The sequence below is a fragment of the Amycolatopsis suaedae genome (assembly GCF_004214935.1).
GTDB lineage: Bacteria > Actinomycetota > Actinomycetes > Mycobacteriales > Pseudonocardiaceae > Amycolatopsis > Amycolatopsis suaedae.
Window position 1 is genome coordinate 62,667 of sequence record NZ_SFCC01000017.1, and the last position, 22,441, is coordinate 85,107.

General features: G+C 71.3%; 26 protein-coding genes. 16 read left to right on the forward strand and 10 right to left on the reverse strand.

The window, feature by feature from the left end:
• Positions 1-89: 89 nt before the first annotated feature.
• The 9 genes from EWH70_RS36755 (at position 90) to EWH70_RS29260 (ending at position 7,471) form a co-directional block, all read left to right on the forward strand.
• Complete coding sequence (locus tag EWH70_RS36755; RefSeq protein WP_420809108.1) at positions 90-167, forward strand: putative leader peptide; 78 nt, start codon at positions 90-92, stop codon at positions 165-167.
• A gap of 135 nt (positions 168-302) precedes the next feature.
• The gene (locus tag EWH70_RS29225; RefSeq protein ID WP_130478773.1) at positions 303-1,982 is read left to right on the forward strand and encodes a nitrite/sulfite reductase; all 1,680 of its coding nucleotides are present in this window, start codon (positions 303-305) and stop codon (positions 1,980-1,982) included.
• A complete protein-coding gene (locus tag EWH70_RS36350) occupies positions 1,979-2,143 on the forward strand; it encodes an Insertion element protein (RefSeq protein WP_130478774.1) in 165 nt (54 codons plus the stop codon). The genes EWH70_RS29225 and EWH70_RS36350 overlap by 4 nt, the downstream gene beginning before the upstream one ends.
• On the forward strand, positions 2,140-2,835 hold the full coding sequence (locus EWH70_RS29235) for a phosphoadenylyl-sulfate reductase (protein ID WP_130478775.1): 696 nt from the start codon (positions 2,140-2,142) through the stop codon (positions 2,833-2,835). The genes EWH70_RS36350 and EWH70_RS29235 overlap by 4 nt, the downstream gene beginning before the upstream one ends.
• Before the next feature lie 18 nt (positions 2,836-2,853).
• Positions 2,854-3,765, forward strand: coding sequence for a sulfate adenylyltransferase subunit CysD (gene cysD, locus EWH70_RS29240; protein WP_130478776.1), 912 nt, complete (start codon positions 2,854-2,856; stop codon positions 3,763-3,765).
• Positions 3,766-3,928: 163 nt separating this feature from the next.
• Positions 3,929-5,191, forward strand: a complete 1,263-nt coding sequence (locus tag EWH70_RS29245) for a sulfate adenylyltransferase subunit 1 (RefSeq protein WP_130478777.1) — start codon at positions 3,929-3,931, stop codon at positions 5,189-5,191.
• A complete protein-coding gene (locus EWH70_RS29250) occupies positions 5,188-5,922 on the forward strand; it encodes a sirohydrochlorin chelatase (protein WP_130478778.1) in 735 nt (244 codons plus the stop codon). The genes EWH70_RS29245 and EWH70_RS29250 overlap by 4 nt, the downstream gene beginning before the upstream one ends.
• 109 nt (positions 5,923-6,031) lie before the next feature.
• Positions 6,032-6,670, forward strand: a complete 639-nt coding sequence (locus EWH70_RS29255) for a cyclase (protein ID WP_165436462.1) — start codon at positions 6,032-6,034, stop codon at positions 6,668-6,670.
• A 27-nt stretch (positions 6,671-6,697) separates the two neighbouring features.
• On the forward strand, positions 6,698-7,471 hold the full coding sequence (locus EWH70_RS29260; protein WP_130478779.1) for an enoyl-CoA hydratase family protein: 774 nt from the start codon (positions 6,698-6,700) through the stop codon (positions 7,469-7,471).
• On the opposite strand, the gene EWH70_RS29265 is transcribed toward EWH70_RS29260, so the two are convergent.
• From EWH70_RS29265 to EWH70_RS29275, 3 genes are all read right to left on the reverse strand, one after another.
• Positions 7,468-7,764: a barstar family protein gene (locus tag EWH70_RS29265; RefSeq protein WP_130478780.1), complete on the reverse strand. Its 297-nt coding sequence runs from the start codon at positions 7,762-7,764 to the stop codon at positions 7,468-7,470. The genes EWH70_RS29260 and EWH70_RS29265 overlap by 4 nt on opposite strands.
• A gap of 68 nt (positions 7,765-7,832) precedes the next feature.
• The gene (locus EWH70_RS29270) at positions 7,833-8,240 is read right to left on the reverse strand and encodes a guanyl-specific ribonuclease (protein WP_130478781.1); all 408 of its coding nucleotides are present in this window, start codon (positions 8,238-8,240) and stop codon (positions 7,833-7,835) included.
• 14 nt (positions 8,241-8,254) lie between these two features.
• The gene (locus EWH70_RS29275) at positions 8,255-8,434 is read right to left on the reverse strand and encodes a hypothetical protein (protein ID WP_130478782.1); all 180 of its coding nucleotides are present in this window, start codon (positions 8,432-8,434) and stop codon (positions 8,255-8,257) included.
• Between the two features lie 63 nt (positions 8,435-8,497).
• Between EWH70_RS29275 and EWH70_RS29280 the strand changes: the two genes are divergently transcribed.
• The 3 genes from EWH70_RS29280 (at position 8,498) to EWH70_RS29290 (ending at position 12,079) form a co-directional block, all read left to right on the forward strand.
• Positions 8,498-9,463: a zinc-binding dehydrogenase gene (locus tag EWH70_RS29280; RefSeq protein WP_130478783.1), complete on the forward strand. Its 966-nt coding sequence runs from the start codon at positions 8,498-8,500 to the stop codon at positions 9,461-9,463.
• Positions 9,464-9,561: 98 nt separating this feature from the next.
• A complete protein-coding gene (locus EWH70_RS29285) occupies positions 9,562-10,542 on the forward strand; it encodes an alpha/beta fold hydrolase (protein WP_130478784.1) in 981 nt (326 codons plus the stop codon).
• An 88-nt stretch (positions 10,543-10,630) separates the two neighbouring features.
• Positions 10,631-12,079, forward strand: a complete 1,449-nt coding sequence (locus tag EWH70_RS29290; protein WP_130478785.1) for an amino acid permease — start codon at positions 10,631-10,633, stop codon at positions 12,077-12,079.
• A gap of 9 nt (positions 12,080-12,088) precedes the next feature.
• On the opposite strand, the gene EWH70_RS29295 is transcribed toward EWH70_RS29290, so the two are convergent.
• Positions 12,089-13,138 carry an NAD(P)H-dependent flavin oxidoreductase gene (locus EWH70_RS29295; RefSeq protein ID WP_130478786.1) on the reverse strand — a complete coding sequence of 350 codons (1,050 nt, stop codon included), beginning with the start codon at positions 13,136-13,138 and terminating at the stop codon, positions 12,089-12,091.
• A 56-nt stretch (positions 13,139-13,194) separates the two neighbouring features.
• Complete coding sequence (locus tag EWH70_RS29300; protein ID WP_165436463.1) at positions 13,195-14,052, reverse strand: LLM class flavin-dependent oxidoreductase; 858 nt, start codon at positions 14,050-14,052, stop codon at positions 13,195-13,197.
• A 169-nt stretch (positions 14,053-14,221) separates the two neighbouring features.
• Here EWH70_RS29300 and EWH70_RS29305 point away from each other — a divergent pair, with 169 nt between their 5' ends.
• Positions 14,222-15,967: a family 20 glycosylhydrolase gene (locus EWH70_RS29305; RefSeq protein ID WP_276320585.1), complete on the forward strand. Its 1,746-nt coding sequence runs from the start codon at positions 14,222-14,224 to the stop codon at positions 15,965-15,967.
• 86 nt (positions 15,968-16,053) lie between these two features.
• Here EWH70_RS29305 and EWH70_RS29310 read toward each other — a convergent pair whose 3' ends face one another.
• On the reverse strand, positions 16,054-17,049 hold the full coding sequence (locus tag EWH70_RS29310) for a chitinase (RefSeq protein ID WP_130478789.1): 996 nt from the start codon (positions 17,047-17,049) through the stop codon (positions 16,054-16,056).
• 103 nt (positions 17,050-17,152) lie between these two features.
• Positions 17,153-17,731: a Uma2 family endonuclease gene (locus EWH70_RS29315; protein ID WP_130478790.1), complete on the reverse strand. Its 579-nt coding sequence runs from the start codon at positions 17,729-17,731 to the stop codon at positions 17,153-17,155.
• Between the two features lie 131 nt (positions 17,732-17,862).
• On the opposite strand from EWH70_RS29315, the gene EWH70_RS29320 reads away from it, so the two are divergent.
• Positions 17,863-18,126 carry a hypothetical protein gene (locus EWH70_RS29320; RefSeq protein ID WP_130478791.1) on the forward strand — a complete coding sequence of 88 codons (264 nt, stop codon included), beginning with the start codon at positions 17,863-17,865 and terminating at the stop codon, positions 18,124-18,126.
• A 13-nt stretch (positions 18,127-18,139) separates the two neighbouring features.
• On the opposite strand, the gene lepA is transcribed toward EWH70_RS29320, so the two are convergent.
• Positions 18,140-19,990: a translation elongation factor 4 gene (lepA, locus tag EWH70_RS29325; protein ID WP_130478792.1), complete on the reverse strand. Its 1,851-nt coding sequence runs from the start codon at positions 19,988-19,990 to the stop codon at positions 18,140-18,142.
• Between the two features lie 133 nt (positions 19,991-20,123).
• On the opposite strand from lepA, the gene EWH70_RS29330 reads away from it, so the two are divergent.
• On the forward strand, positions 20,124-20,705 hold the full coding sequence (locus EWH70_RS29330) for a class I SAM-dependent methyltransferase (protein ID WP_130478793.1): 582 nt from the start codon (positions 20,124-20,126) through the stop codon (positions 20,703-20,705).
• Here the strand turns inward: EWH70_RS29330 and EWH70_RS29335 are convergent.
• Positions 20,681-21,079: a VOC family protein gene (locus EWH70_RS29335; protein WP_130478794.1), complete on the reverse strand. Its 399-nt coding sequence runs from the start codon at positions 21,077-21,079 to the stop codon at positions 20,681-20,683. The two genes, EWH70_RS29330 and EWH70_RS29335, sit on opposite strands and share 25 nt — an antisense overlap.
• A gap of 21 nt (positions 21,080-21,100) precedes the next feature.
• Complete coding sequence (locus EWH70_RS29340; protein WP_130478795.1) at positions 21,101-21,973, reverse strand: DMT family transporter; 873 nt, start codon at positions 21,971-21,973, stop codon at positions 21,101-21,103.
• 159 nt (positions 21,974-22,132) lie between these two features.
• On the opposite strand from EWH70_RS29340, the gene rpsT reads away from it, so the two are divergent.
• The gene (gene rpsT, locus EWH70_RS29345) at positions 22,133-22,393 is read left to right on the forward strand and encodes a 30S ribosomal protein S20 (protein ID WP_130478796.1); all 261 of its coding nucleotides are present in this window, start codon (positions 22,133-22,135) and stop codon (positions 22,391-22,393) included.
• Positions 22,394-22,441: the final 48 nt, after the last annotated feature.

Genomic DNA, 22,441 nt, shown 5'->3' on the forward strand with positions numbered 1-22,441 from the left:
CCCCTCCGCGAATGTCAAGCCCCTCCGGCCGGCTCCCAGCATGCGGACCGGCCTGGACCACATAGTGGGCCGGTGGCACCCTGGGATACGTGACTCGTGCCGGTACCGCCCTCGTGGTTCGTCGCCACGTCGACTACCTGCGCGTCGCGAGCTCCCTGTGCCGGTAGCACCGCTGACCCGCCGACCCACCACGTGTCAGGACCGTCGGGCACCGTCGCGCGCCGTGTGAAGGGACTCCCCCACGGTACTTCCCGGAACCGCCCGGGCGCGAACCGGTGCCCTCCATCCCCGGAGGACATCACATGGCCGCGCCAACCCGCACCGCCCGTCCCAAACAGCGCCGCGGCGAGGGCCAGTGGGCGCTGGGGTACCGGGAGCCGCTCAACCCCAACGAGCGCTCCAAGAAGGACGACCACCCGCTCAACGTCCGCGCCCGCATCGAGAACATCTACGCCCACCGCGGCTTCGACTCGATCGACCCCGGCGACCTGCGCGGGCGGTTCCGCTGGTTCGGCCTGTACACCCAGCGCAAGCCCGGCATCGACGGCGGCCGCACCGCGACGCTGGAGCCGAAGGAGCTCGACGACCGCTACTTCATGCTGCGGGTCCGGGTCGACGGCGGCGCGCTGACCACCGAGCAGCTGGCCGTGCTGGGCGAGATCTCGCAGACGCACGCCCGCGACACCGCTGACATCACCGACCGGCAGAACATCCAGTACCACTGGATCCAGATCGAGGACATCCCGGCGATCTGGGCCAAGCTGGAGAACGCGGGCATGACCACCATGGAGGCCTGCGGTGACAGTCCGCGGGTCATCCTCGGCTCGCCGCTGGCCGGGATCGCCGCCGACGAGGTGATCGACGGCACACCGGCGATCGACGAGATCAAGCGCCGCTACGTCGGCGACCCGGCCTACGCCAACCTGCCGCGCAAGTTCAAGACCGCCATCTCCGGCCTGCCCGACGTGGCACACGAGGTGCACGACGTCGCGTTCGTCGGCGTCGACCACCCCGAGCACGGCCCCGGATTCGACGTGTGGGTCGGCGGCGGCCTGTCCACCAACCCGATGATCGGCCAGCGCCTGGGCGCCTGGGTGCCGCGCGACGAGGTGCCCGAGGTGTGGGAGGGCGTGATCAGCATCTTCCGCGACTACGGCTACCGCAGGCTGCGCAGTCGGGCGCGGCTGAAGTACCTGGTCAAGGACTGGGGCGCGGAGAAGTTCCGCCAGGTGCTGCAGGACGAGTACCTCAAGCGGGAGCTGATCGACGGCCCGGCGCCGGAGGTGCCCGAGCGCCCGGCCGACCACGTCGGCGTGCACCGGCAGAAGGACGGCAAGTTCTACCTGGGCGCCGCGCCGGTCGCCGGCCGGGTGTCCGGCTCGACGCTGCTGGCCGTGGCCAAGGCCGCCGAGCGCGCCGGGTCGAACCGGGTACGGCTCACCCCGCAGCAGAAGCTGGTGGTGCTCGACGTGCCGGAGGCCGAGGTCGCCACCGTACGCGGCGAGCTGGCCGAGCTGGGCCTGTCCACCGAGCCGTCGCCGTGGCGGCGCGGCGTGATGGCGTGCACCGGGCTGGAGTTCTGCAAGCTGGCCATCGTCGAGACCAAGGCGCGGGCCGAGCGGCTGGTGGCCGACCTGGAGAAGCGGCTAGCCGACATCCAGTCCGAAGTGGAGCATCCGGTGACGGTTCACCTCAACGGCTGCCCGAACTCCTGCGCCCGCATTCAGACCGCCGACATCGGCCTGAAGGGCCAGATCGTCACCGACGACGACGGCAGGCAGGTCGAGGGCTTCCAGGTGCACCTGGGCGGCGGGCTCGGGCTGGACGCCGGATTCGGCCGGAAACTGCGTGGCCACAAGGTGACCAGTGACGAGCTGACCGAGTACGTGGAACGCGTCGTGCGCCACTACGTCGCCGGACGCGAGCCGGGTGAGCGGTTCCCGCAGTGGGTCGCCCGTGCCGAGGAGGCGCAACTCCAGTGACGGCGGCGAGTTCGACCGAGCGCGCGGTCCCCTTCCACTGCCCCTACTGCGGTGACGAGGACCTGCGCCCGGAAGAAGACCGCGCCTGGCTGTGTTCGGCCTGTAGAAGGGTTTTCTCGGTGAAGTTCCTCGGACTGTCGCTTCCGGAGGCGAGCAGATGACCACCACCACGGACTGGAAGACGGTGGCGGACCGCGCGTCCGCCGAACTGGCCGACGCCGGCGCGCTGGAAGCGCTGCGGTGGACGGCGGAGACCTTCGGCGACGACTTCATCGTCGCCTCCAACATGCAGGACGCCGTGCTGATCGACCTGGCAACACAGGTCAAGCCGGACGTCGACGTGCTGTTCCTGGAGACCGGCTACCACTTCGCCGAGACCATCGGCACCCGCGACGCCGTGGCCACGGTGTACCCGGACGTGCGGATCGTCAACGCGCAGGCCGGGCAGAGCGTCGCCGAGCAGGACGCCGAGCACGGGCCGAAGCTGCACGACCGCGACCCGAACCTGTGCTGTCACCTGCGCAAGGTGGTGCCGTTGCGGGCGACGCTGGGCCGGTACTCGGCGTGGGTCACCGGCGTGCGCAGGGTCGACGCCCCCACCCGGGCCAACACCCCGATCGTCGGCTGGGACGAGCGCAACGGCCTGGTGAAGATCAACCCGCTGGCGGCGTGGAGCGACGAGGAGTTCAACGGCTACATCCGCGAGCACTCCATCCTGGAGAACCCGCTGGTGTCGGCCGGTTACCCGTCGATCGGCTGCGCGCCGTGCACGGCGAAGGTGGCGCCCGGCGCCGACCCGCGCAGCGGCCGCTGGGCCGGCCAGTCCAAGACCGAGTGCGGCCTGCACGGCTGAGAGCCGGAGAGGAAACCGATGACGACCGCTGTTCCCGCGACCCGGGACAACCTGGCAGCACTGGAGTCCGAGGCCATCCACGTGTTCCGGGAGGTGGCCGGGGAGTTCGACCGGCCGGTGATCCTGTTCTCCGGTGGCAAGGACTCCACGCTGCTGCTGCACCTGGCGATCAAGGCGTTCTGGCCCGCGCCGGTGCCGTTCCCGTTGCTGCACGTGGACACCGGCCACAACTTCGACGAGGTAATCGAGTTCCGCGACCGGGTGGTGGCCCGGCACGGGCTGCGGCTGGTGGTGGCCAGGGTGCAGGACTGGATCGACGACGGCAGGCTGGCCGAGCGGCCGGACGGCACCCGCAACCCGTTGCAGACCCAGCCGCTGCTGGACACCATCACCGAGCACAGGTTCGACGCGGTGTTCGGCGGCGGGCGCCGGGACGAGGAGCGGGCCAGGGCCAAGGAGCGGATCTTCAGCCTGCGCAACGCGTTCGGCCAGTGGGAGCCCCGCAGGCAGCGGCCGGAGCTGTGGAACCTGTACAACGGCAGGCACCGGCCGGGTGAGCACGTGCGGGTGTTCCCGCTGTCCAACTGGACCGAGGCCGACGTGTGGCACTACATCGCCCGCGAGGGCGTCGAGCTGCCCTCGATCTACTACGCGCACCGGCGCAAGGTGTACCGCCGCGACGGCATGTGGCTGACCGAGGGGCCGTGGGGCGGGCCGCGCGACGGCGAGGAGGTCACCGAGCTGACCGTGCGTTACCGCACGGTCGGCGACGGCTCGTGCACCGGCGCCGTGGAGTCCACGGCGTCCACAGTGGACGAGGTCATCGCCGAGGTCCAGGCCAGCCGGCTCACCGAGCGCGGCGCCACCCGGGCCGACGACCGGCTGTCCGAGGCGGCCATGGAAGACCGCAAGCGGGAGGGTTACTTCTAGTGTCCGCCATCAGAAATCCGCTGTGTAATTCGCCGGCCCAGCTTCTCGCTGGCGGCGTTGCCGGTCCGCCCGAGTACGGTCCAGTACGAGGGCAAACCGGCGCCTTGCCAGCGAAAACCTGGACTCGACGACTTACGCACCGGACTTCTGATGGAGGACACTCGTGAGTTCCCTGTTGAGGCTGGCCACCGCGGGCAGCGTGGACGACGGGAAGTCGACCCTGGTCGGCAGGCTGCTCTACGACACCAAGTCGGTGCTGGCCGACCAGCTCGACGCGGTCACCCGCGCGTCGGTCGACAAGGGTCTGTCCACACCGGACCTCTCGCTGCTGGTGGACGGCCTGCGCTCGGAACGCGAGCAGGGCATCACCATCGACGTGGCCTACCGCTACTTCGCCACCCCGCAGCGCAGCTTCGTGCTGGCCGACACGCCGGGACACGTGCAGTACACCCGTAACACGGTGACCGGCGCGTCCACCGCGCAGCTGGCGGTGCTGCTGGTCGACGCCCGCAACGGCGTGGTCGAGCAGACCCGGCGGCACGCCGCCGTGCTGGCGCTGCTCGGTGTGCCCCGGCTGGTGCTGGCGGTCAACAAGATCGACCTGGTCTCCTACGACGAGGCCGCCTTCGCGGTGATCGCCAAGGAGTTCGCCGCGCACGCGGCGTCGCTGGGGTACGCCGAGGGCGCGGTGCTGTCGATCCCGGTGTCGGCACTGCACGGCGACAACGTCGCCAGGGCGTCGGAGCACACCCCGTGGTACACCGGCCCGACCCTGCTGGAGCACCTGGAGCAGGTGCCGGTGGCGGCCGACCCGCACGACGCCGCGTTCCGCTTCCCGGTGCAGTACGTCATCCGGCCCCGCACGCCCGAGCACCCCGACTACCGCGGCTACGCCGGCCAGATCGCGGCCGGCACGGTCCGTCCCGGCGACGAGGTCGTCGTCCTGCCGCAGGGCCTGCGCACCACGGTGGAGCGCATCGACACCGCGGACGGTCCGCTCGGCGAGGCGGCCACCGGCACCTCGGTGACGGTGCTGCTGGCCGACGACCTCGACATCGCCAGGGGCGACCTGATCGCCGCGGCGGACGCGCCACCGCGGGTCACCGACGAACTCGCCGCGACGCTGTGCTGGCTGTCCGGAACGCCGCTGCGCGCGGGCGCGAAGGTGCTGCTCAAGCACGGCGCCCGCACCGTGCAAGCCATCGTCAGCGAGTTGACCGCGCGGTTCGACGAGCAGAGCCTGTCCACAGTGGAGGCACCGGAGTCGCTGGAACTCAACGACATCGGCCGCGCCGTCCTGCGCACCGCGGAGGAGATCCCGGTCGACGACTACGGCACCAGCCCGCGCACCGGGGCGTTCCTGCTCATCGACCCGAAAAACGGGGACACCCTGGCCGCCGGAATGGTCGGCGAACGGTTCGCATGACCCGGGCGCTTCTCGCCGTCGCCCACGGCAGCAGGGATCCGCGGTCGGCGGCGACGATCCGCGCGCTCACCGAGCGGGTCCGGGCCACCGCGCCGGACCTCGTGGTGCGGGAGGCCTTCCTCGACCTGTCCGAACCGTCGGTGCCCGGAGCGCTGGCCGGGTTGCACGCGCGGGGACACCGGGACGTGGTGGTTGTGCCGCTGCTGCTGGGCAGTGCCTACCACGCGCGGGTGGACCTGCCCGCGCTGCTCGAGCGGGCCACGGCCGAGCTGCCCGGCCTGACGGTCACCACGTCGGCGGTGCTCGGGACCGACCCGGTGCTGACCGGGCTGGCGACGGACCGGCTGCTGGCGACCGGCGCCGACCCGGCCGATCCGGAACTGGGTGTGCTGCTGGCGGCCGTCGGGTCCTCGCACGCACCGGCCAACGACGCGGTGTCCCGGCTGGCCGCGCGCTGGCAGGCCGTCCACGGCTGCCGGGTGAGCGCGGCGTTCGCCAGCGCCGCCGCCCCGGACGTCCCGGCCGCGCTGGCACGGCTGCGCGCGAAGGGTGCGCGCCGGTTCGCCGTGGCCTCCTGGTTCCTGGCCCCCGGCCTGCTGCCCGACCGCGTCGCCCGGCTGGCGGGTGCGGGCGTCGCGATGGCCGCACCGCTTGGTCCAGACCAGCGGGTCGCCGACCTGGTACTGACCCGCTACCGGGAGACGGTCGCCGGCGCACTCCGTTCGGCCTAATTGGTGAATGTTCTTCACGTACTCTTGACGAACTAGTTAACCAGCGAGTAACTATCTAACAGCGACCCGGGTCCTCCCCTTTCCCCACACCTCTCCCTAGGCGGAAAAGATGAAGACAACGCTGTCTCGCCCTGCCCGGATTCTCGCCGCCGCCACGGCGGCACTCGGCGCCGCGTGCGTCCTGGCCGTCCCGGCCAGCGCGGCTCCCGCGACCGTGACCTTCGACTGCGAGGCCCGGCCGCCGATCGTCGGCCCGCAGCACGCCAAGTTCGACCAGGACGCCACCGTCACCGCACCGGCGACGGTCGCCCCCGGCGGCGCGCTGGACGTCGTCATCGACCCGGCGGCCAACACAGTGCCCGCCGAGGTCGCCGGCTACAAGATCAAGCACATCAAGACCTTCGCCCTGAAGATCCCGATCCCGGCCAACTCCACCTGGGTCGGCGCGGACCTGACCGGCGGCTCCGGCCTCGGCCCCACCCCGCCGAAGATCGAGGTGTCCGGCAACGTGGCCACGCTGAGCTTCCCCGGCCCGCTCGCCGGCGGTGCCGCGTTCGAGCTGCCCACCGTGACCGCGCACCTCAAGGCGGGCACGTCGGGCACGATCGAGACCAAGCTGGCCGGCAGCAGCTACGCCGACCCCGGGCTGACGTTCACCGCGGTCGTCACGCAGCTGGTCGACATCGAGGCCCCGACCTCGTGCTTCCCCAACCCGAGCCCGGTCTTCACCAAGACCACGATCGGCTAGGAAGCGCCGTGTGCGAGGGTGTCGGTCATGGCTGACGAACTCGTGCACTACGCGGTGGCCGGTGGTACGGCCACCATCACCCTGGACTCCCCGCACAACCGCAACGCGCTGTCCGCGCAGCTGCGGTCCGAGCTCAGTGCGGGGCTGTCCAGGGCCGCCGAGGACGACGAGGTCCGGGTGATCGTGCTCGATCACACCGGGCCCGTCTTCTGCGCGGGCATGGACCTCAAGGAGGCCCGCGGCGCGGGCGCGGGCGACCAGGGCGTCAACGAGTTCCCGCGCATCCTCGAACAACTGTGGACCAGCCCCAAACCGGTCGTGGCGAAGCTGGCCGGGCCGGCCCGGGCCGGCGGCATCGGCATGGTGGCGGCCTGCGACATCGCCGTCGCGGTCACCTCGGCGACGTTCGCGTTCACCGAGGTCCGCATCGGCGTCATCCCGGCGGTGATCTCGCTCACCGTGCTGCCCCGGCTCAACCCCCGGGCCGCGCACGAGCTGTTCCTCACCGGCGACACGTTCGACGCCCGCCGTGCCGCCGAGATCGGCCTGATCAACTCGGCGGTGGAGCCGGACGCGCTCGACGAGGAGGTGCGCCGTTACGTCGGCGCGCTCGCGCTGGGCGGTCCCAAGGCACTGGCGGCCACGAAGACGCTGCTCAGCTCGCCCCGCCCGGCGACACCCGCCGACGGCTTCGCCGAGATGACCGCGCTGTCGACGCGGTTCTTCGCCAGCCCGGAGGGTCAGGAGGGCATCACGGCGTTCGCCCAGAAGCGCAAGCCGAACTGGGTGCCCGAAGCCTAGGAATCGGTCAGCACCACGGTGAGCCGGCGCGAGTCGGCGCGCTCGCCCCCGGGGGCGAGCGCGCGGACCGCGTCGGACAGCACGCCACGCACGGCCAGGTAGGCCCTCGGGTCGGCGGCCTTCAACGCGTCCGACCCGGCCCAGATCAGCACGTGCTCACCGGGCGGGAGCCAGTTCAGGTCGGTCAGGCAGTCGTAGAGCGCGTCCAGGTTGCCGCCGAAGTAGTCGGGGAACGCCAGCGCCTGCGCGATCGCCGCCAGCGCGGTGGGCTTGTCGGCCACCGCGGCGGACATGACGTGCGCGTAGGCACCGCGGGCATGGGCCTTCTCCGCGGCGGCGGCCGCGTTCTGCTCCTCCACGTTCACCGCCCCGGGTCGACGACGACGAATGACCGGTAGTGGTCCCCGGTGTAGTACAGCTCACTGGAGGCGCCGGTGACCAGCCTCCGGGCTGCTCTGTCCCGCGCACCGGGGGTCGGCACGGTGTACTCGCGGTAGTAGCCGGAATTCTTCGTTGGCAAGAGCTTCTCCCGGTTGCCGAACTCGGTGCCGTCCTGCCGGTGCGGGAACGGACCGCCGGAGCGGATCAGCCGCAGGGTCTCGGAGGTCTCCGGGGGCAGGCTGGACAGCGTGACCACCGGCAGCCCCGACGACGCCCCGGGAACCTCGGCCGGCGGGTCGCCCGCCACGACCTCCTTGATCGCCCAGCCACCCAGCACGAGGACGATCAGCCCGATGAGGGCCGCGGAGATCCTTCTCCGGTTGAACATGGGTCGCAGCGTAACTAGTCCTGCCGCCCCGACTTCAGCCAGCCGTAGACGCGGCCGACGGCGCGGTCGATCACCCAGGCGGCACCGACACACAGCGGGGCCAGCACGGCCACGACCAGGGCGAACTGCAGGGGAAACCAGAGCTGCGCCAGCCACAGCTCCACCGAGTCCCACCAGTCGGTCAGTCCGTCCACCCGGGCGATGCTACCCGCCGGACGTCCTGCACAAATCGACTACTCGCCAGTAGAGTCCTGGACATGTTCGCCGTGTACGCCAAGGAACCGAACCAGGACAGCCCGCTCGACGCGCTCGTCGTCGGTGAACGGCCCGAACCCGAGGTGCCGGACGGCTGGGTCCGCGTCCGGGTCACCGCGGCCAGCCTCAACATGCACGACCTGTGGACGTTGCGCGGGGTCGGCATCAAGGCCGAGCAGTTCCCGATGATCCTCGGCTGCGACGGCGCTGGTGTGCTCGACGACGGCACCGAGGTCGTCCTGCACTCGGTGATCAACGCACCCGGCTGGCAGGGCGACGACACCCTGGACCCGAAGCGCACCCTGCTGACCGAGAAGTACCAGGGCAGCTTCGCCGACTACGTCGTCGTGCCCGCCCGCAACGCGCTGCCCAAGCCGGAGGGGCTCAGCCCGGCCGAGGCGGCGACGATGGGCACGGCCTGGCTGACCGCGTACCGCATGCTGTTCGTCAAGTCCGGCCTGCGGCCCGGCCAGACGATGCTGGTGCAGGGCGCGTCCGGTGGCGTGTCGACGGCGCTGATCCAGCTCGGCCGGGCGGCCGGGATGCGAGTGTGGGTGACCGGCCGCAGCGAGTCCAAGCGGGCACTGGCGGACAGCCTTGGCGCACACCAGACGTTCGAGTCCGGCGCGCGGCTGCCCGAGCGGGTCGATGCCGTGTTCGAAACGGTCGGCAAGGCCACCTGGTCGCATTCGGTCAAATCACTCAAGCCGGGTGGCATCATCGTGGTCTCCGGTTCGACCAGCGGACCGGACGCACACGCGGAACTGCAGCGGGTCTTCTTCCTGCAGTTGCGGGTGGTCGGGTCGACCATGGGCACGCGCGACGAGCTGGCGGATCTGCTGCGCTACGTCGAGATCTCCGGCATCCGGCCGCAGATCGGGGCGGAGCTGCCGTTCACCGAGGCCGCCGAGGGCTTCTCCAGGATGGCCGAAGGCGACACGGCCGGGAAAATCGTGTTCCTGCGGTAAGCCCGCCACCTGCGGTGATGTGATCCGCAACACTGCGATATCCCTTCGTAATACGAAGGTATCGAGCGAAAAACTGTCTCAGGTGTCAACCTGGAGGCATGACCGCACAGCAGCGGACGGACCCCGGGCCGATCCGGGTGAGCCACCGGCGCTTCGCCGGTGTCCGTACGCGTGTGCTGGAGGTCGGGCCCCAGCCGCCGACCGAGCCACGCAGGCGGTCGTCCCGCCGGCGTGGCAGGCCGGCCGCGCCCAGACCCCCGCGGCTGGTGCTGCTGCACGGCTACTGCGACAGCGCCGACACCTGGCGGGACGTACTCGCCGAGCTGGCCGCCGATGGCCACGCCGCGGTGGCGGTGGACCTGCCCGGCTTCGGCGAGGCCGAACCACTGCAGCCGGGGGCGATGCTGCCGCAGCTGGACCGGTTCGTCGCCGCGCTGGCGCGGGAGCAGTCCGTGCTGGGCCCGGTGGTGATCGCGGGCAACTCGCTGGGCGGCACCCTCGGCCTGCGGGCGGCGCAGAGCACCACCGTGCCGGTCGCCGGTGTCGCGTCGATCGCCGCGCCGGGGTTCGTCGACTCCTGGCTGGTGCGCACGGTCAGCCGCTACCCGCTGCCGCTGCGGCTCTATGCCTCGCTGCCGGTCCCGGTGCCGGGGTTCCTGGTGCGGGCGGTCGCGCAGCAGGTGGTGCCGCGGCTGCTCTACGCCGACGCGGCCGTGGCCGACGCCACCCAGGTCAGCCGGTTCACCGAGCTGTTCCCGGACTACCGGTCCACCACCAGCAGGCTGGAGCAGGCCAGGCAGCTGGTCGAGGAGCTGGCGGGTGCCTACCAGCTGGAGTCGGTCCGGGTGCCGTTGCTGGTGGTCTCCTGCGGTAGGGACCGGCTGGTGAGCGCCGCGTCCGGCCGTCGCCTGCACTCGCTGGTGCCGCACAGCAGGCTGCTGGTCCGCGAGGACTGGGGCCACTGCCCGCAGCTGGACGACCCGCCCGCCATCGCCGAGCTGCTCACGTTCTTCGCCGCCGACGCCGCCCGCCGTGGCCCGGTACCGGCGGCCGAGCCGGTCGTCGCCGACGCGGGCTGAACACTGCTCGCTTTCCCACCCGGCACCCTCTAAGGTGCGCGTGCGCGCCCGAAGATCCGGGCCGCCCCGGCGAGTGTGGGAGACGACGATGACCGAGCTGCAGGGTGGCAGGAGCCGGAACACCGGTCTGTTCCGGCGCAAGCCGATCGATCAGATCGAGTCCGGTGACGAGAGCACGGGCCTGAAGAAGACGCTGGGCCTGTGGCAGCTGACCGCGATCGGTGTCGGCGGCATCATCGGTGCCGGGATCTTCTCGCTGGCCGGTGCGGTGGCCAACGAGAAGGCCGGGCCCGCGGTGCTGATCTCCTTCCTGGTGGCGGGTATCGCCAGCGCGGCGGCGGCGTTCTCCTACGCCGAGTTCGCCGGGCTCATCCCGAAGGCGGGCTCGGCCTACACCTACGGCTACGCGGTGCTGGGTGAGCTGGCCGGCTGGTTCATCGGCTGGGATCTGCTGCTGGAGTACACGGCGATCGTGGCGGTCGTCGCGATCGGGATCTCCGGGTACTTCAACGATCTGCTGGGCTTCCTGGACATCTCGCTGCCGCAGTGGATGCTCGGCGCACCGGGGACCGAGCCCGCGGAGGTCGCCGCGGGCACGTACAAGGTGAACCTGTTCGCCGTCCTGCTGTGCCTGCTGATCGCGTTCGTGCTGAACCAGGGGATGAAGAACGCGGCGCGGTTCGAGACCCTGCTGGTCTACCTGAAGGTCGGCGTGGTGCTGTTGGTGATCGTCGTCGGCGCGTTCCACATCAACACCGGCAACTACGACCCGTTCGCGCCGTTCGGCCTGGCCGGGGCGTTCACCGGTGCGGCGACGGTGTTCTTCGCGGTGTTCGGCTACGACGCCATGTCGACGGCCGCGGAGGAGTCGAAGGACTCGCAGAAGCACATGCCGAAGGCGATCATCTACTCGCTGGCCGTGTCGATGGTGCTCTACGTGCTGGCCTGCCTGGTGCTCACCGGCATGGTCAACTACAAGGACATCGACGGCGAGGCCGCGTTCTCCAGCGCGTTCGCCGGGGTCGGGCTGGGCTGGCTGGGCGCGATCATCGCGGCCGGCGCGATCCTCGGCATCCTGACTGTGCTGTTCACGTTCATGATGGGCGCCGCCCGCGTCGGCTACTCGATGAGCCGCGACGGCCTGCTGCCCCGCTGGTTCGCCAAGACCCACCCGGTGAAGAAGGTGCCGTCGCGGATCACCTGGATCCTCGGGGCCGCGTCCGCGGTGATCGCGGGCCTGCTGCCGATCGGTGAGGCGGCCGAGCTGACCAACATCGGCATCCTGCTGGCGTTCGTCGTGGTCTGCGCCGCGGTGATCGTGCTGCGCTACCGCAGGCCGGACCTGCCCCGCGGGTTCAAGTGCCCGGGCATGCCGGTGGTGCCGATCATCGGCATCGCGTTCTCCATCTGGCTGACCACGTTCCTGACCGCCGAGACCTGGCTGCGGTTCGGCATCTGGTTCGCCGTCGGCCTGCTGGTGTACTTCGCCTACAGCCGCCGCAACTCGGTCCTGAGCAAGCAGCAGAGCACGGACTGACCCCGGCGCTCAGGCCGGTGAGACCCGCCGCAGCGCCGCGGTCAGCTCGGCGTGCAGGCGGTCCAGGATCGCCGCGGCGGGTCCCTCACCGGCCAGCTCGTAGGTCTGCCCTGCCCACAGCGACAGGGTTTCCGGGTCGCCTGCCTTGCCGGCCGCGGCCCGCACCGGCTTGGTCAGGTTGTTGATCTCCGGATACGCCGACGGCGCCTGGGCGCTGTGTTCGAGCAGGAACCGGTTGACCAGGCCGCGGGCCGGGCGGCCGCTGAACGCCCTAGTGAAGGCCGTCGACCTGCCCGCTTCGGCCAGCGCCTTCCGCTGCGCGGGCTGGGTACCCGCCTCGTCGGCACGCAGGAACGCGGTGCCCAGCTGGGCCGCGACGGCCCCGGCGACCAACACCGCGGCCACGTCGGCGCCGTGGACCAGGCCGCCGGTGGCGATCAGCGGCAGGCCGGGGACCCGCGCCGACACCAGCCGCAGCGCGGTCAGCAGCCCGTAGGTCTCGCCGCCGGTGGGCGAGGCCGGATCGTCGGTGAACAACGCGCGGTGTCCCCCGGACTCGAACCCCTGCACGCAGAGCGCGTCGGCGCCCACCGCGGCGGCCTGCTCGGCCTCGTCCGGGCCGGTCACCGTGACCACCACCGTGCTGCCCGCCTCGTGCAGCCGCCGCACGTCCCGCTCCCCCGGCGTGCCGAACGTGAACGACACCACCGGGACCCGGCGCCGCACCAGCAGGTCGACCTTGTCCGGGTAGTGGTCGTCGTCCCACGCCGCCGAGCCGGGCTCGACGCCGTAGCGCTGGGCCTCGGCCCGCACGCGCAGCTGGTAGGCAGTGGTGTCGGCGGTGCCGGCGGCGCCCGGGACGAACAGGTTCACCCCGAACGGCTCACCGGTGAGCTCGCGGGTGCGGTCGATCCGCTCGGCCAGCGCGTCCGCGGTCAGGTAGCCGCCGGCGAGGAACCCGAACGCCCCCGCGCCGGACGCCGCCGCGACGAGCTCGGGCGTGGACGGGCCACCCGCCATCGGGGCGACCAGGACCGGGATGCGCAGGTTGTCGAACATGCCTGGATCGTAACGATCCGCTCCACGGACGGTGATGATCCGGACCACACTGTCCACTAGGGACAATGCGTCGCGAGCAGGCGCAGGGTGCCCGGCAGGTGGTGCGGATCACCGAACAACGTCAGCGCCAGTTCGTCGATGCCGGTGGCGGCGTAGCGCGCCAGCTCGTCGGCCACGGTGTCCGGCGTGGCGACGAACGCCAGCTCCCGCCGGCCGGCAGCACCCTCGGCCAGCACCGGTGGCAGCATTCTGAACGCGGGCTCGACCGCCGCCAGCGCGGCCCGCTCGGACTCGGCGACGGCCCCGACGGCCATCGCGGTGACCCGGAACCCGCCGCTCGTCCGCAACGAGCGCACGACCCGCGTCAGGTAGGCCGCCGACGCTCCCGCGCTCAGCGAGACGCCGTCCGCGACCTCCGCGGCCAGCTCCAGCATGCGGGGCCGCATGGCCAGCAGGTCCAGTGCCACCGGTGCGGCGTGTGCGAGCCGCAGCCCGTCGAAGGTCGCACCGGCGAACGTCCCGGTGACCCGCTCCCCCGCCAGCAGCGCCCGCAGCACCGTGACGAACTCGCGCGCGGTGCGTACGGCGTCGCGGTGGGAGCCGCCCAGGCGGGCGACCAGCGGCTCGCCGCCGAGGCCGACCTGGGCCCGTACCCTGCCCGGGCCGAGCTCGGCCAGTGAGGCCAGCTCCATGGCGAGCAGGCCGGGGTGCCTGCTCGCCGGTGCCGGGCCGGCCACGCCGACGTCGACGCGGGAGGTCCGCGCCAGCCCCGCCGCCGCGGGCACCACGCAGTCCCGGAAGCCGACGTGCTCGGCCAGCCAGACGCCGTCCAGCCCGCACGATTCGGCCAGTTCCACCAGGCCCACGCCGTCCGCGACCGGGGCGAAGCCGCCGGACACCACACTCAACCGCATGCCGGGGTGACTACACCCGCGCCGGGCACGCGGCAACCCCGATTCCTCCATATTGGTCTAGACCTCTACCGGCCGGCGTGCGACCATCCGAGCGAGCGCGGCCGTATCGGCGGCCCGGCCCAACGCAGGGAGGCTCGGTGTGAGAAGTCCACGAACAGCAGCAGGACGGGTGACCCGGGCACTGGTCGCCCTCGCCCTGGTCGGCGGCGCCACGATCGCCACCCAGGCACCGCGGCCCGCGGCGGCCGCGGAACCGTTGCGCAGCCTCGTCCCGGTGCCGGTGTCGGCCCAGGCGGTCGCCGGTGTCACGCACACCCTGTCGGCGAGCACGAAGATCTACACGCAGGCGGGCTCGGCACCGGCCCGCGCCGTCGGCGACTACCTGGCCGGGGTCCTGCGCCGCTCGACCGGCTTCCCGCTGCCCGTCGCGGACGCGCCGTCGCAGACGCCGGCCGACGGCATCAACCTGCTGCTGTCCGGTGCCGACTCGCGGGTGGGCGACCAGGGCTACCAGCTCGACGTGGCCGCCGGCTCGGTGGCGCTACGGGCCCGCACCGCCGCGGGCCTGTTCGGCGGCGTCCAGACGCTGCGTCAGCTGCTGCCCGCCAAGGTGGAGAGCGCGACCGTGCAGGAGGGTCCGTGGACCCTGCCCGGGGCGAACATCCTGGACTATCCCCGGTTCGCCCACCGCGGCGCGATGCTCGACGTCGCCCGGCACTTCCACCCGGTGGACACCGTCAAGCGCTACATCGACCAGCTCGCCCTGTACAAGATCAACTACCTGCACCTGCACCTCACCGACGACCAGGGCTGGCGGATCGTCATCGACAGCTGGCCGCGGCTGGCCACGCACGGCGGCAGCACTCAGGTCGGCGGCGGCCCCGGCGGCTACTACACCAAGGACCAGTACCGCGACATCGTCGCCTACGCGGCGTCCCGGCACATGACCGTCGTGCCCGAGGTCGACATGCCGGGTCACACCAACGCCGCGTTGTCGTCGTACGCGGAGCTCAACTGCAACGGTGTCGCGCCGCCGCTGCGCACCGACATCGAGGTCGGCTACAGCTCGCTGTGTGTCGGCAAGGAGGTGACCTACCGGTTCGTCGAGGACGTCATCCGGGAGATCGCCGAACTCACCCCCGGACCGTACTTCCACATCGGCGGCGACGAGGCCCACGCCACCAACCCGGCCGACTACCAGGCGTTCATGAACCGTGTTCTGCCGCTGGTGAGCAAGTACGGCAAGCGGGTGATGGGCTGGCACGAGTTCGTCAAGACCACCACCGACACCGCGGCGGTGCCGCAGTACTGGGGCACCACCACGTCGAACGAGACGGTCGCGGCGGCGGCGCGGCGCGGCAACAAGGTGCTGATGTCACCGGCCAACAAGGCCTACCTCGACATGAAGTACAACGCCAGCACGCCGCTCGGGCTGAGCTGGGCGGGCTACATCGAGGTGCAGACCGCCTACGACTGGAACCCCGGCGCCCACGTGAGCGGGGTCGGTGAGTCCGCCGTGCTCGGCGTGGAAGCTCCACTGTGGACGGAGACCATCGTCACCCCGGACCACATCGAGTTCATGGCCTTCCCCCGGCTGCCGGTGATCGCCGAACTGGGCTGGTCACCGTGGTCGACCCACGACTGGAACTCGTTCCGCACCCGCCTCGGTGCCCACGGCCCGCGCTGGCAGGCCCTCGGGATCGACTACTACCGCTCGCCGCAGGTGCCGTGGGACAGCGGTAGCGGCAACCCGGGCACCTGCGCCCAGCCCGGCTGGGACCGTGCCGCGGTCTACACCGGCGGCACGGTCGTGTCGCACAACGGGCACAAGTGGACCGCGAAGTGGTGGACGCAGGGCGAGGAGCCCGGCACCACCGGCGAGTGGGGCGTCTGGCGCGACGACGGCCCCTGCTGACCAGCCTGTCCCGAAAGCTCGTGAAGGCCACCTTCATTACGTCTCACGTGGTGAAGGTGGCCTTCACGAGCCGGGGACGGCGAGGGTCAGCGCAGGGAGTCCAGGTGGGCGCGGACCGGGGTGGAGAAGGCACCGCCGCTCGTCGCGTCCCAGTTCGTCGACCAGGTCATCACGCCGCCGATCTGCGGGAAGGCGGTCTCCGGGACGTAGGAACCACAGCCGGTCCGCTTGGCCAGGCAGCTCAGGGCGTTGTTCACCACGGTCGGGCTGACGTAGCCGCTGCCCGCCGCCGAGGACGAGGCGGGCAGGCCGAGTGACACCTGGTCCGGCCGCAGCGTGCGCAGCAGGAAGCAGGCCTGTGCGGTGATGAAGTCGACGCTTCCCTGGCTCACCACCTTGTCGTTACAGCCGAGCATGCTGCCCGAGTTGTAGTACTGGGTGTGCACCGCGGTGATCAGGTCCTTGGTCTGCTCGATCAGTTGCAGGTACCGGCCACCGGGCTGCACGTCGATGGTCTGCGGCGCCATGGTCAGCAGAAAGCCCTCGCCGAGCCGCGACCGCAGCTGCTTGATGGCGTCGGCGGTGTTGGCCACGTTGAGCCCGTGTTCGAGGTCGACGTCCAGACCCTGGATGCCGAAGCTCTGCGCGATCGCGGCGAAGGTGTCGACGAACCTGGTCACGTTCGCGGGCGAGCTGAGATCGACGTTGCCCTTCTCCCCTCCGATCGACAGCACGATCGACTTGCCAGCCGCCTTCTTCGCCGCGATGTCGGCCTTGAGGTCGGCGTCGGTGTACCCGCCGACGGCGTCGGCCAGGCCCGGGTCCACGCCGAACGTCACCGCGCCTGGGCTGGCCGGATCGGAGTTGGCGAACGCCAGCACGATCACGTCGTAGGCGGCGGGGACGTCGGCCAGCTTCTGCGGCTTCGCGCCGTTGACGAAGTTCTGCCAGTAGCCGGTGAGGTGCTTGTTCGGCACGGCAGTGGCGCCGGTGCCGGTGGCGGACGCGGCGCCGGGCAGCAGCGCGAACAGCAACAACACCGCCCCTGCGAGCACGGCGAGCGGGGACCTGCGGGAGGACATGTCGGCTCCTTCGACGACTTGTGGTCTAAACCAATGCAGCCATGGTCTGGTCCACTACGTCGAAAAGCAACCGACTCCCGTCGGTTCCTGCCAGATCTGTCCGCTACGGGTCGGCGAGCCGGCCCAGCAGGTCGTTCGGCACGAGCCGCACCGGGAACGGCCGCGTGACCTCGAGCGGCTCGCCACCGGCCGCCTTGGCCGTCTGCGTGTACCGGCCCGTGTCGTCCAGCTCGAACACCGTCACGGCGGGCTCCTCGGGGTCGATCACCCAGTAGGACGCCGTGCCGATGCGCTCGTAGACCGCCTTCTTGGTGTTGAGGTCGTGGATGGCCGTGCTCGGCGACAGCACCTCCACGGCCAGCACCGGCGCGGCGGGCAGGTCCTTGTCGGTGAAGTCGCTGTCGCGCCCCACGAGCACATCCGGCTGTAACTCCACGGCGCCGCCGGGATGAATGGCGAACGGTGCCGCCAGCACGTCGAATTCCGCCGGGCAGGCCGCCTCCAGGCGGGAGCCGAGCCGCAACGCGATCTTCTGATGTCGCCGTCCTTGCGCGGGGCTCATCATGAGCACCCCGTCGATGAGCTCGTAGCGACGTCCGTCATCGGGCAGTCCCTCCAGGTCGCGCACCGTCAGGGGGCCCGACCCGGCCGGCGGGAACTCCGTCGCTGTCATGACCGTCATGGTGCTCTCCTCTCGTCGAGGACGCCAGCACAGCAGAAGTCACCGACGGAAACCAGCCGGATACCGACCGTTGTCCCGGTGGGCGACGCAGCGCGCGCGAGGTGCCCTTTCGCGGCAGTAGAGTCGGCGCCGTGCCGGACTACGACGCGCTCAGCGCACTCGCCGTGCAGGAGAACGGGCTGGCCACCGTGTCCGTCGCCAGGACCGACGGCAGCGTGCACGCCTCGGTCGTCAACGCGGGACCGATCCCCGATCCGGTGAGCGGCGTGCCCAGCATCGGGTTCGTCGCCGCCACCGGTTCGCACGACGACTGGGCCGAGTACGACCGGGTGATGGCCGCCGAACGCCGCGTCGCGGTGTTCGTGGCGGCCACCCGGATCACCGGCGCGGGCTGACGGCCCCGCGCGCCTACTTCTTGCCCTTGCCCTTGTCCGAGGCGTCCTCAGTGGACAGAGCGGCGACGAAAGCCTCCTGCGGGACCTCGACCCTGCCGACGGTCTTCATCCGCTTCTTGCCTTCCTTCTGCTTCTCCAGCAGCTTGCGCTTACGCGAGATGTCACCGCCGTAGCACTTGGCCAGCACGTCCTTGCGGATGGCGCGGATGGTCTCCCGGGCGATGATCCGCGACCCGATCGCCGCCTGGATCGGCACCTCGAACTGCTGCCGGGGGATCAGCTCGCGCAGCCGCGTCGCCATCCGGTTGCCGTAGGCGTAGGCGGCGTCCTTGTGCACGATCGCCGAGAACGCGTCGACCGTCTCGCCCTGCAGCAGGATGTCGACCTTCACCAGGTCGGACGCCTGCTCGCCGGCCTCCTCGTAGTCCAGCGACGCGTAGCCGCGGGTGCGGGACTTCAGCGAGTCGAAGAAGTCGAAGATGATCTCACCCAGCGGCAGGTGGTAGCGCAGTTCGACGCGCTCCTCGGACAGGTAGTCCATGCCCTGCAGCTGGCCGCGCTTGCTCTGGCACAGCTCCATGATCGCGCCGATGAACTCCGACGGCGCGATCACCGTCACCTTGCTCATCGGCTCGTGGACCTCAGCGATCTTGGCGCCGGTCGGCCAGTCCGACGGGTTGGTCACGGTGACCTCGCCGCCGTCCTCCAGGAACACCTGGTACACCACGTTCGGCGCGGTCGAGATCAGGTCCAGCCCGAACTCGCGTTCCAGCCGGTCGCGGGTGATCTCCAGGTGCAGCAGGCCAAGGAATCCGCAGCGGAACCCGAAGCCGAGTGCCACCGACGTCTCCGGCTCGTAGGCCAGCGCCGCGTCGTTGAGCCGCAGCTTGTCCAGCGCCTCCCGCAGCACCGGGTAGTCCGAGCCGTCCACCGGGTACAGCCCGGAGTAGACCATCGGCTTCGGCTCGCGGTAGCCGGTCAGCGGCTCGGCGGCGCCCTTGCGTTCCGAGGTCACCGTGTCGCCGACCCGGGACTGGCGGACGTCCTTCACACCCGTGATGAGGTAGCCCACTTCACCGACACCGAGCCCGGCGCTCGCCTTGGGCTCCGGCGAGATGATGCCGACCTCGAGCAGTTCGTGGGTGGCGCCGGTGGACATCATGCGGATGCGCTCACGCGGGGTGATCCGCCCGTCCACCACCCGGATGTAGGTGACGACGCCGCGGTAGGTGTCGTACACCGAGTCGAAGATCATCGCCCGGGCAGGCGCGTCGGACTCGCCCTGCGGCGGCGGCACCTGGCGGACGGCCTCGTCCAGCAGCTCCCGCACGCCCTCGCCGGTCTTCGCCGACACCCGCAGCACGTCCGAGGGCTCGCAGCCGATGATGTGCGCCAGCTCGGCCGCGTACTTGTCCGGCTCGGCCGCGGGCAGGTCGATCTTGTTCAGCACCGGGATGATGTGCAGGTTCTTGTCCAGCGCCAGGTACAGGTTGGCCAGCGTCTGCGCCTCGATCCCCTGCGCGGCGTCCACCAGCAGGATCGCGCCCTCACACGCCTCCAGCGCCCGGGAGACCTCGTAGGTGAAGTCCACGTGCCCCGGCGTGTCGATCAGGTGCAGCACGTGGTCGGTGCCGTCGACCTTCCACGGCAGGCGCACGTTCTGCGCCTTGATCGTGATGCCCCGTTCCCGCTCGATGTCCATCCGGTCGAGGTACTGCGCGCGCATCGCCCGCTCCTCGACCACGCCGGTGAGCTGCAGCATCCGGTCGGCCAGGGTGGACTTGCCGTGGTCGATGTGGGCGATGATGCAGAAGTTCCGGATGCGCTCCGGGTCGGTGAAGGTGGTGTCGGCGAAACTCGTCACTCGGGTTGTCCTCGGCAGGTTGGCAGGGTTCGACGTCTATCGTCCCATGCGGGTTCACCCCTCCGGTGGGCCGATGGGCCATTCCGGGGAGATCCCCGATGCGAGGCCGCCGCGGCGGTGCTGTCCTGGAGTCATGAGCACTTCCCTGGCAGCGGTCCTCGACCGGGCGTTCGGCCATCCACGCGGCCTGCTCGGCAGGCTCGGCGGCGGCATGATGGCGCGTGGCAACGCCGCCACCGAGCATCACGTGGTCGGCGTGGCCGGACTCACCGGCACCGAGACGGTCCTGGTGGTCGGCCCGGGTCCGGGCGTCGGCCTGGCCGCCGCGGCGGCCCGCGCCGCGGTGGTGATCGGCGTGGACCCGTCGGCGGCGATGCTCGACGCCTGCCGCCAGCGCTGCGGTGACGAGGTGACCCTGCGCCGGGGCACCGCGGAGCACACCGGGCTGGCCGACGACTCGGTCGACGTGGTGCTCAGCGTCAACAACGTCCAGCTGTGGGACGACCGCGAGGCCGGGTTCGCCGAGCTGCGCCGGGTCCTGCGTCCCGGCGGGCGGCTGGTGCTCTCCGCGCACGAGAAGTGGCTGCCGCTGCCCCGGCACGAACTCGCCGACGAGGTGGCCGCCGCTGGGTTCACCGACCTGCAGACCTGGGTCTGGGACCCGCCCGGCTTCGGCGCGTCCCGTGCCGCTCAGCTGCGCGCCGTCTCCTGCTGAGGGCGCACGTCGGTGCGCAGCGGGTGGTCGGCGGGGATCTCCACCAGCACGATCCGGTGCCCGTCGGGATCGCTGATCCACGCCTCGTCCAGGCCCCACGGCTCCCGGCGCGGCTCCCGCTCGATCGTCGCCCCCGCCACCGACAGCTCGTGCACCGTCGCGGCGACGTCGCGCACCTGCAGCCACAGCGCGACGTCCGCGGTCGGGCCCGCCTCGCCCGTGCCGACGATCTCGAGCAGGCCCTGGCCGAGGAAGAACACCGTCCCGCCGGGGAACGTGCGGTAGACCGCCAGGCCCAGGGTGTCGCGGTAGAAGGCCACCGACCGCTCGTGGTCACGTGGCTTCAGCAGGATCCGGCTGCTCAGCACCTCCATGCCTCCTGCCTACCCGCCAGGTCAGGCGACCGCAATCGCGGTGATACCGGCGAGCACCACGACCGACCCGGCCAGCCTGCGCACGGCGTCCGCCTCACCCAGTACCCGCCAGGCGGCCAGCCCGCCCAGCACGATGCTCAGCTCCCTGGCCGGCGCGACCAGGCTCACCGGCGCCATCGTCAGCGCGAACAGCACCAGCAGGTACGCCACCGGCGAGGCCACCCCGACCACCAGCACCTCGCGCCGGTGCCGCCGCCACATGTCGGTCACCTCGGTGCGCCGCCGCAGCGCGACCGGCGCCAGCAGGGCGCCCTGCAGCACCGCGCCCGCGGTGAAGTACACCAGCGGCGACAGGCCCAGCCCGGTGACCGCGTGCGCGTCCCAGAGCGTGTACGCGGCGATCGTGGCGCCGGTGAGCAGGCCGTATCCGATGCCCGCCCGCCGGGCCGCGCGGTCCGCGGACTGTCCCGGCGAGCCGCCGGTGCCGATCACCAGCACGCCGCCGACCACCAGCACCGCGCCGGCCACCCCGAGCCAGCCCGGCCGCTCCCCCAGCACCAGGACGGCCACGGCCACCGACAGCAGCGGGCCGGTGCCCCGCGCCAGCGGGTAGACCACGGACAGGTCGCCGACGGCGTACCCGCGCTGCAGCACCAGCGCGTAGGCGATGTGCAGCACGGCCGTCACCGCCCCGCCCAGCAGCCAGCTCCACTGTGGACGGTCGCCGGTGATCAGGACCGCGGCCACGGCGACCGGCAGCAGCGCGACCGCGGACACCGAGTAGTAGAGCCAGACGAACGCGGTGCCGGAGCCGGTCACCCGCTTGGCCAGGAGGTTCCAGTAGGCGTGCACCACGGCGGCGACCAGGACGAGAGCCAGAGCCGTTGCGTTCACGTGCCTCCTTCATCGGCACCTTATCGCGGCTGTTAGGCTTGCTGGTCGTTGCCGTGTGGCATTCCGCAATGGAGGAAGCCCGCGCCCGGCCCGGGTGGGCCGGCCGGGGCCACGAGAACGCGGCGGCGAACCCGAACACACCGGACAAGGAGCGCCTACGTGGCCAACATCAAGTCGCAGATGAAGCGCATCAAGACCAACGAGAAGGCGCGTCAGCGCAACCAGTCGGTGCGGTCCTCGGTCAAGACCGCGATCCGCAAGTTCCGCGAGGCCGCGGAGGCCGGGGACAAGGAGAAGGCCGTCGCCCTGCAGCGCGAGGCCGCCAAGCGCCTCGACAAGGCCGCCAGCAAGGGTGTCCTGCACAAGAATCAGGCCGCCAACAAGAAGTCGGCCATGGCGAAGCGGGTCAACTCCCTCTGAGTCTTCCGCTCCACGATCCGAGCCCCGGGCGCCCAGCGTCCGGGGCTC

Bases quoted from the DNA above. Each gene is read 5' to 3' on its own strand.
- EWH70_RS29225 (WP_130478773.1), top strand. From the start codon at position 303: ATGGCCGCGCCAACCCGCACCGCCCGTCCCAAACAGCGCCGCGGCGAG.
- EWH70_RS29235 (WP_130478775.1), top strand. From the start codon at position 2,140: ATGACCACCACCACGGACTGGAAGACGGTGGCGGACCGCGCGTCCGCC.
- cysD (WP_130478776.1), top strand. From the start codon at position 2,854: ATGACGACCGCTGTTCCCGCGACCCGGGACAACCTGGCAGCACTGGAG.
- EWH70_RS29250 (WP_130478778.1), top strand. From the start codon at position 5,188: ATGACCCGGGCGCTTCTCGCCGTCGCCCACGGCAGCAGGGATCCGCGG.
- EWH70_RS29255 (WP_165436462.1), top strand. From the start codon at position 6,032: ATGAAGACAACGCTGTCTCGCCCTGCCCGGATTCTCGCCGCCGCCACG.
- EWH70_RS29260 (WP_130478779.1), top strand. From the start codon at position 6,698: ATGGCTGACGAACTCGTGCACTACGCGGTGGCCGGTGGTACGGCCACC.
- EWH70_RS29265 (WP_130478780.1), bottom strand. From the start codon at position 7,764: ATGTCCGCCGCGGTGGCCGACAAGCCCACCGCGCTGGCGGCGATCGCG.
- EWH70_RS29270 (WP_130478781.1), bottom strand. From the start codon at position 8,240: ATGTTCAACCGGAGAAGGATCTCCGCGGCCCTCATCGGGCTGATCGTC.
- EWH70_RS29280 (WP_130478783.1), top strand. From the start codon at position 8,498: ATGTTCGCCGTGTACGCCAAGGAACCGAACCAGGACAGCCCGCTCGAC.
- EWH70_RS29285 (WP_130478784.1), top strand. From the start codon at position 9,562: ATGACCGCACAGCAGCGGACGGACCCCGGGCCGATCCGGGTGAGCCAC.
- EWH70_RS29290 (WP_130478785.1), top strand. From the start codon at position 10,631: ATGACCGAGCTGCAGGGTGGCAGGAGCCGGAACACCGGTCTGTTCCGG.
- EWH70_RS29295 (WP_130478786.1), bottom strand. From the start codon at position 13,138: ATGTTCGACAACCTGCGCATCCCGGTCCTGGTCGCCCCGATGGCGGGT.
- EWH70_RS29300 (WP_165436463.1), bottom strand. From the start codon at position 14,052: ATGCGGTTGAGTGTGGTGTCCGGCGGCTTCGCCCCGGTCGCGGACGGC.
- EWH70_RS29310 (WP_130478789.1), bottom strand. From the start codon at position 17,049: ATGTCCTCCCGCAGGTCCCCGCTCGCCGTGCTCGCAGGGGCGGTGTTG.
- EWH70_RS29315 (WP_130478790.1), bottom strand. From the start codon at position 17,731: ATGACGGTCATGACAGCGACGGAGTTCCCGCCGGCCGGGTCGGGCCCC.
- EWH70_RS29330 (WP_130478793.1), top strand. From the start codon at position 20,124: ATGAGCACTTCCCTGGCAGCGGTCCTCGACCGGGCGTTCGGCCATCCA.
- EWH70_RS29335 (WP_130478794.1), bottom strand. From the start codon at position 21,079: ATGGAGGTGCTGAGCAGCCGGATCCTGCTGAAGCCACGTGACCACGAG.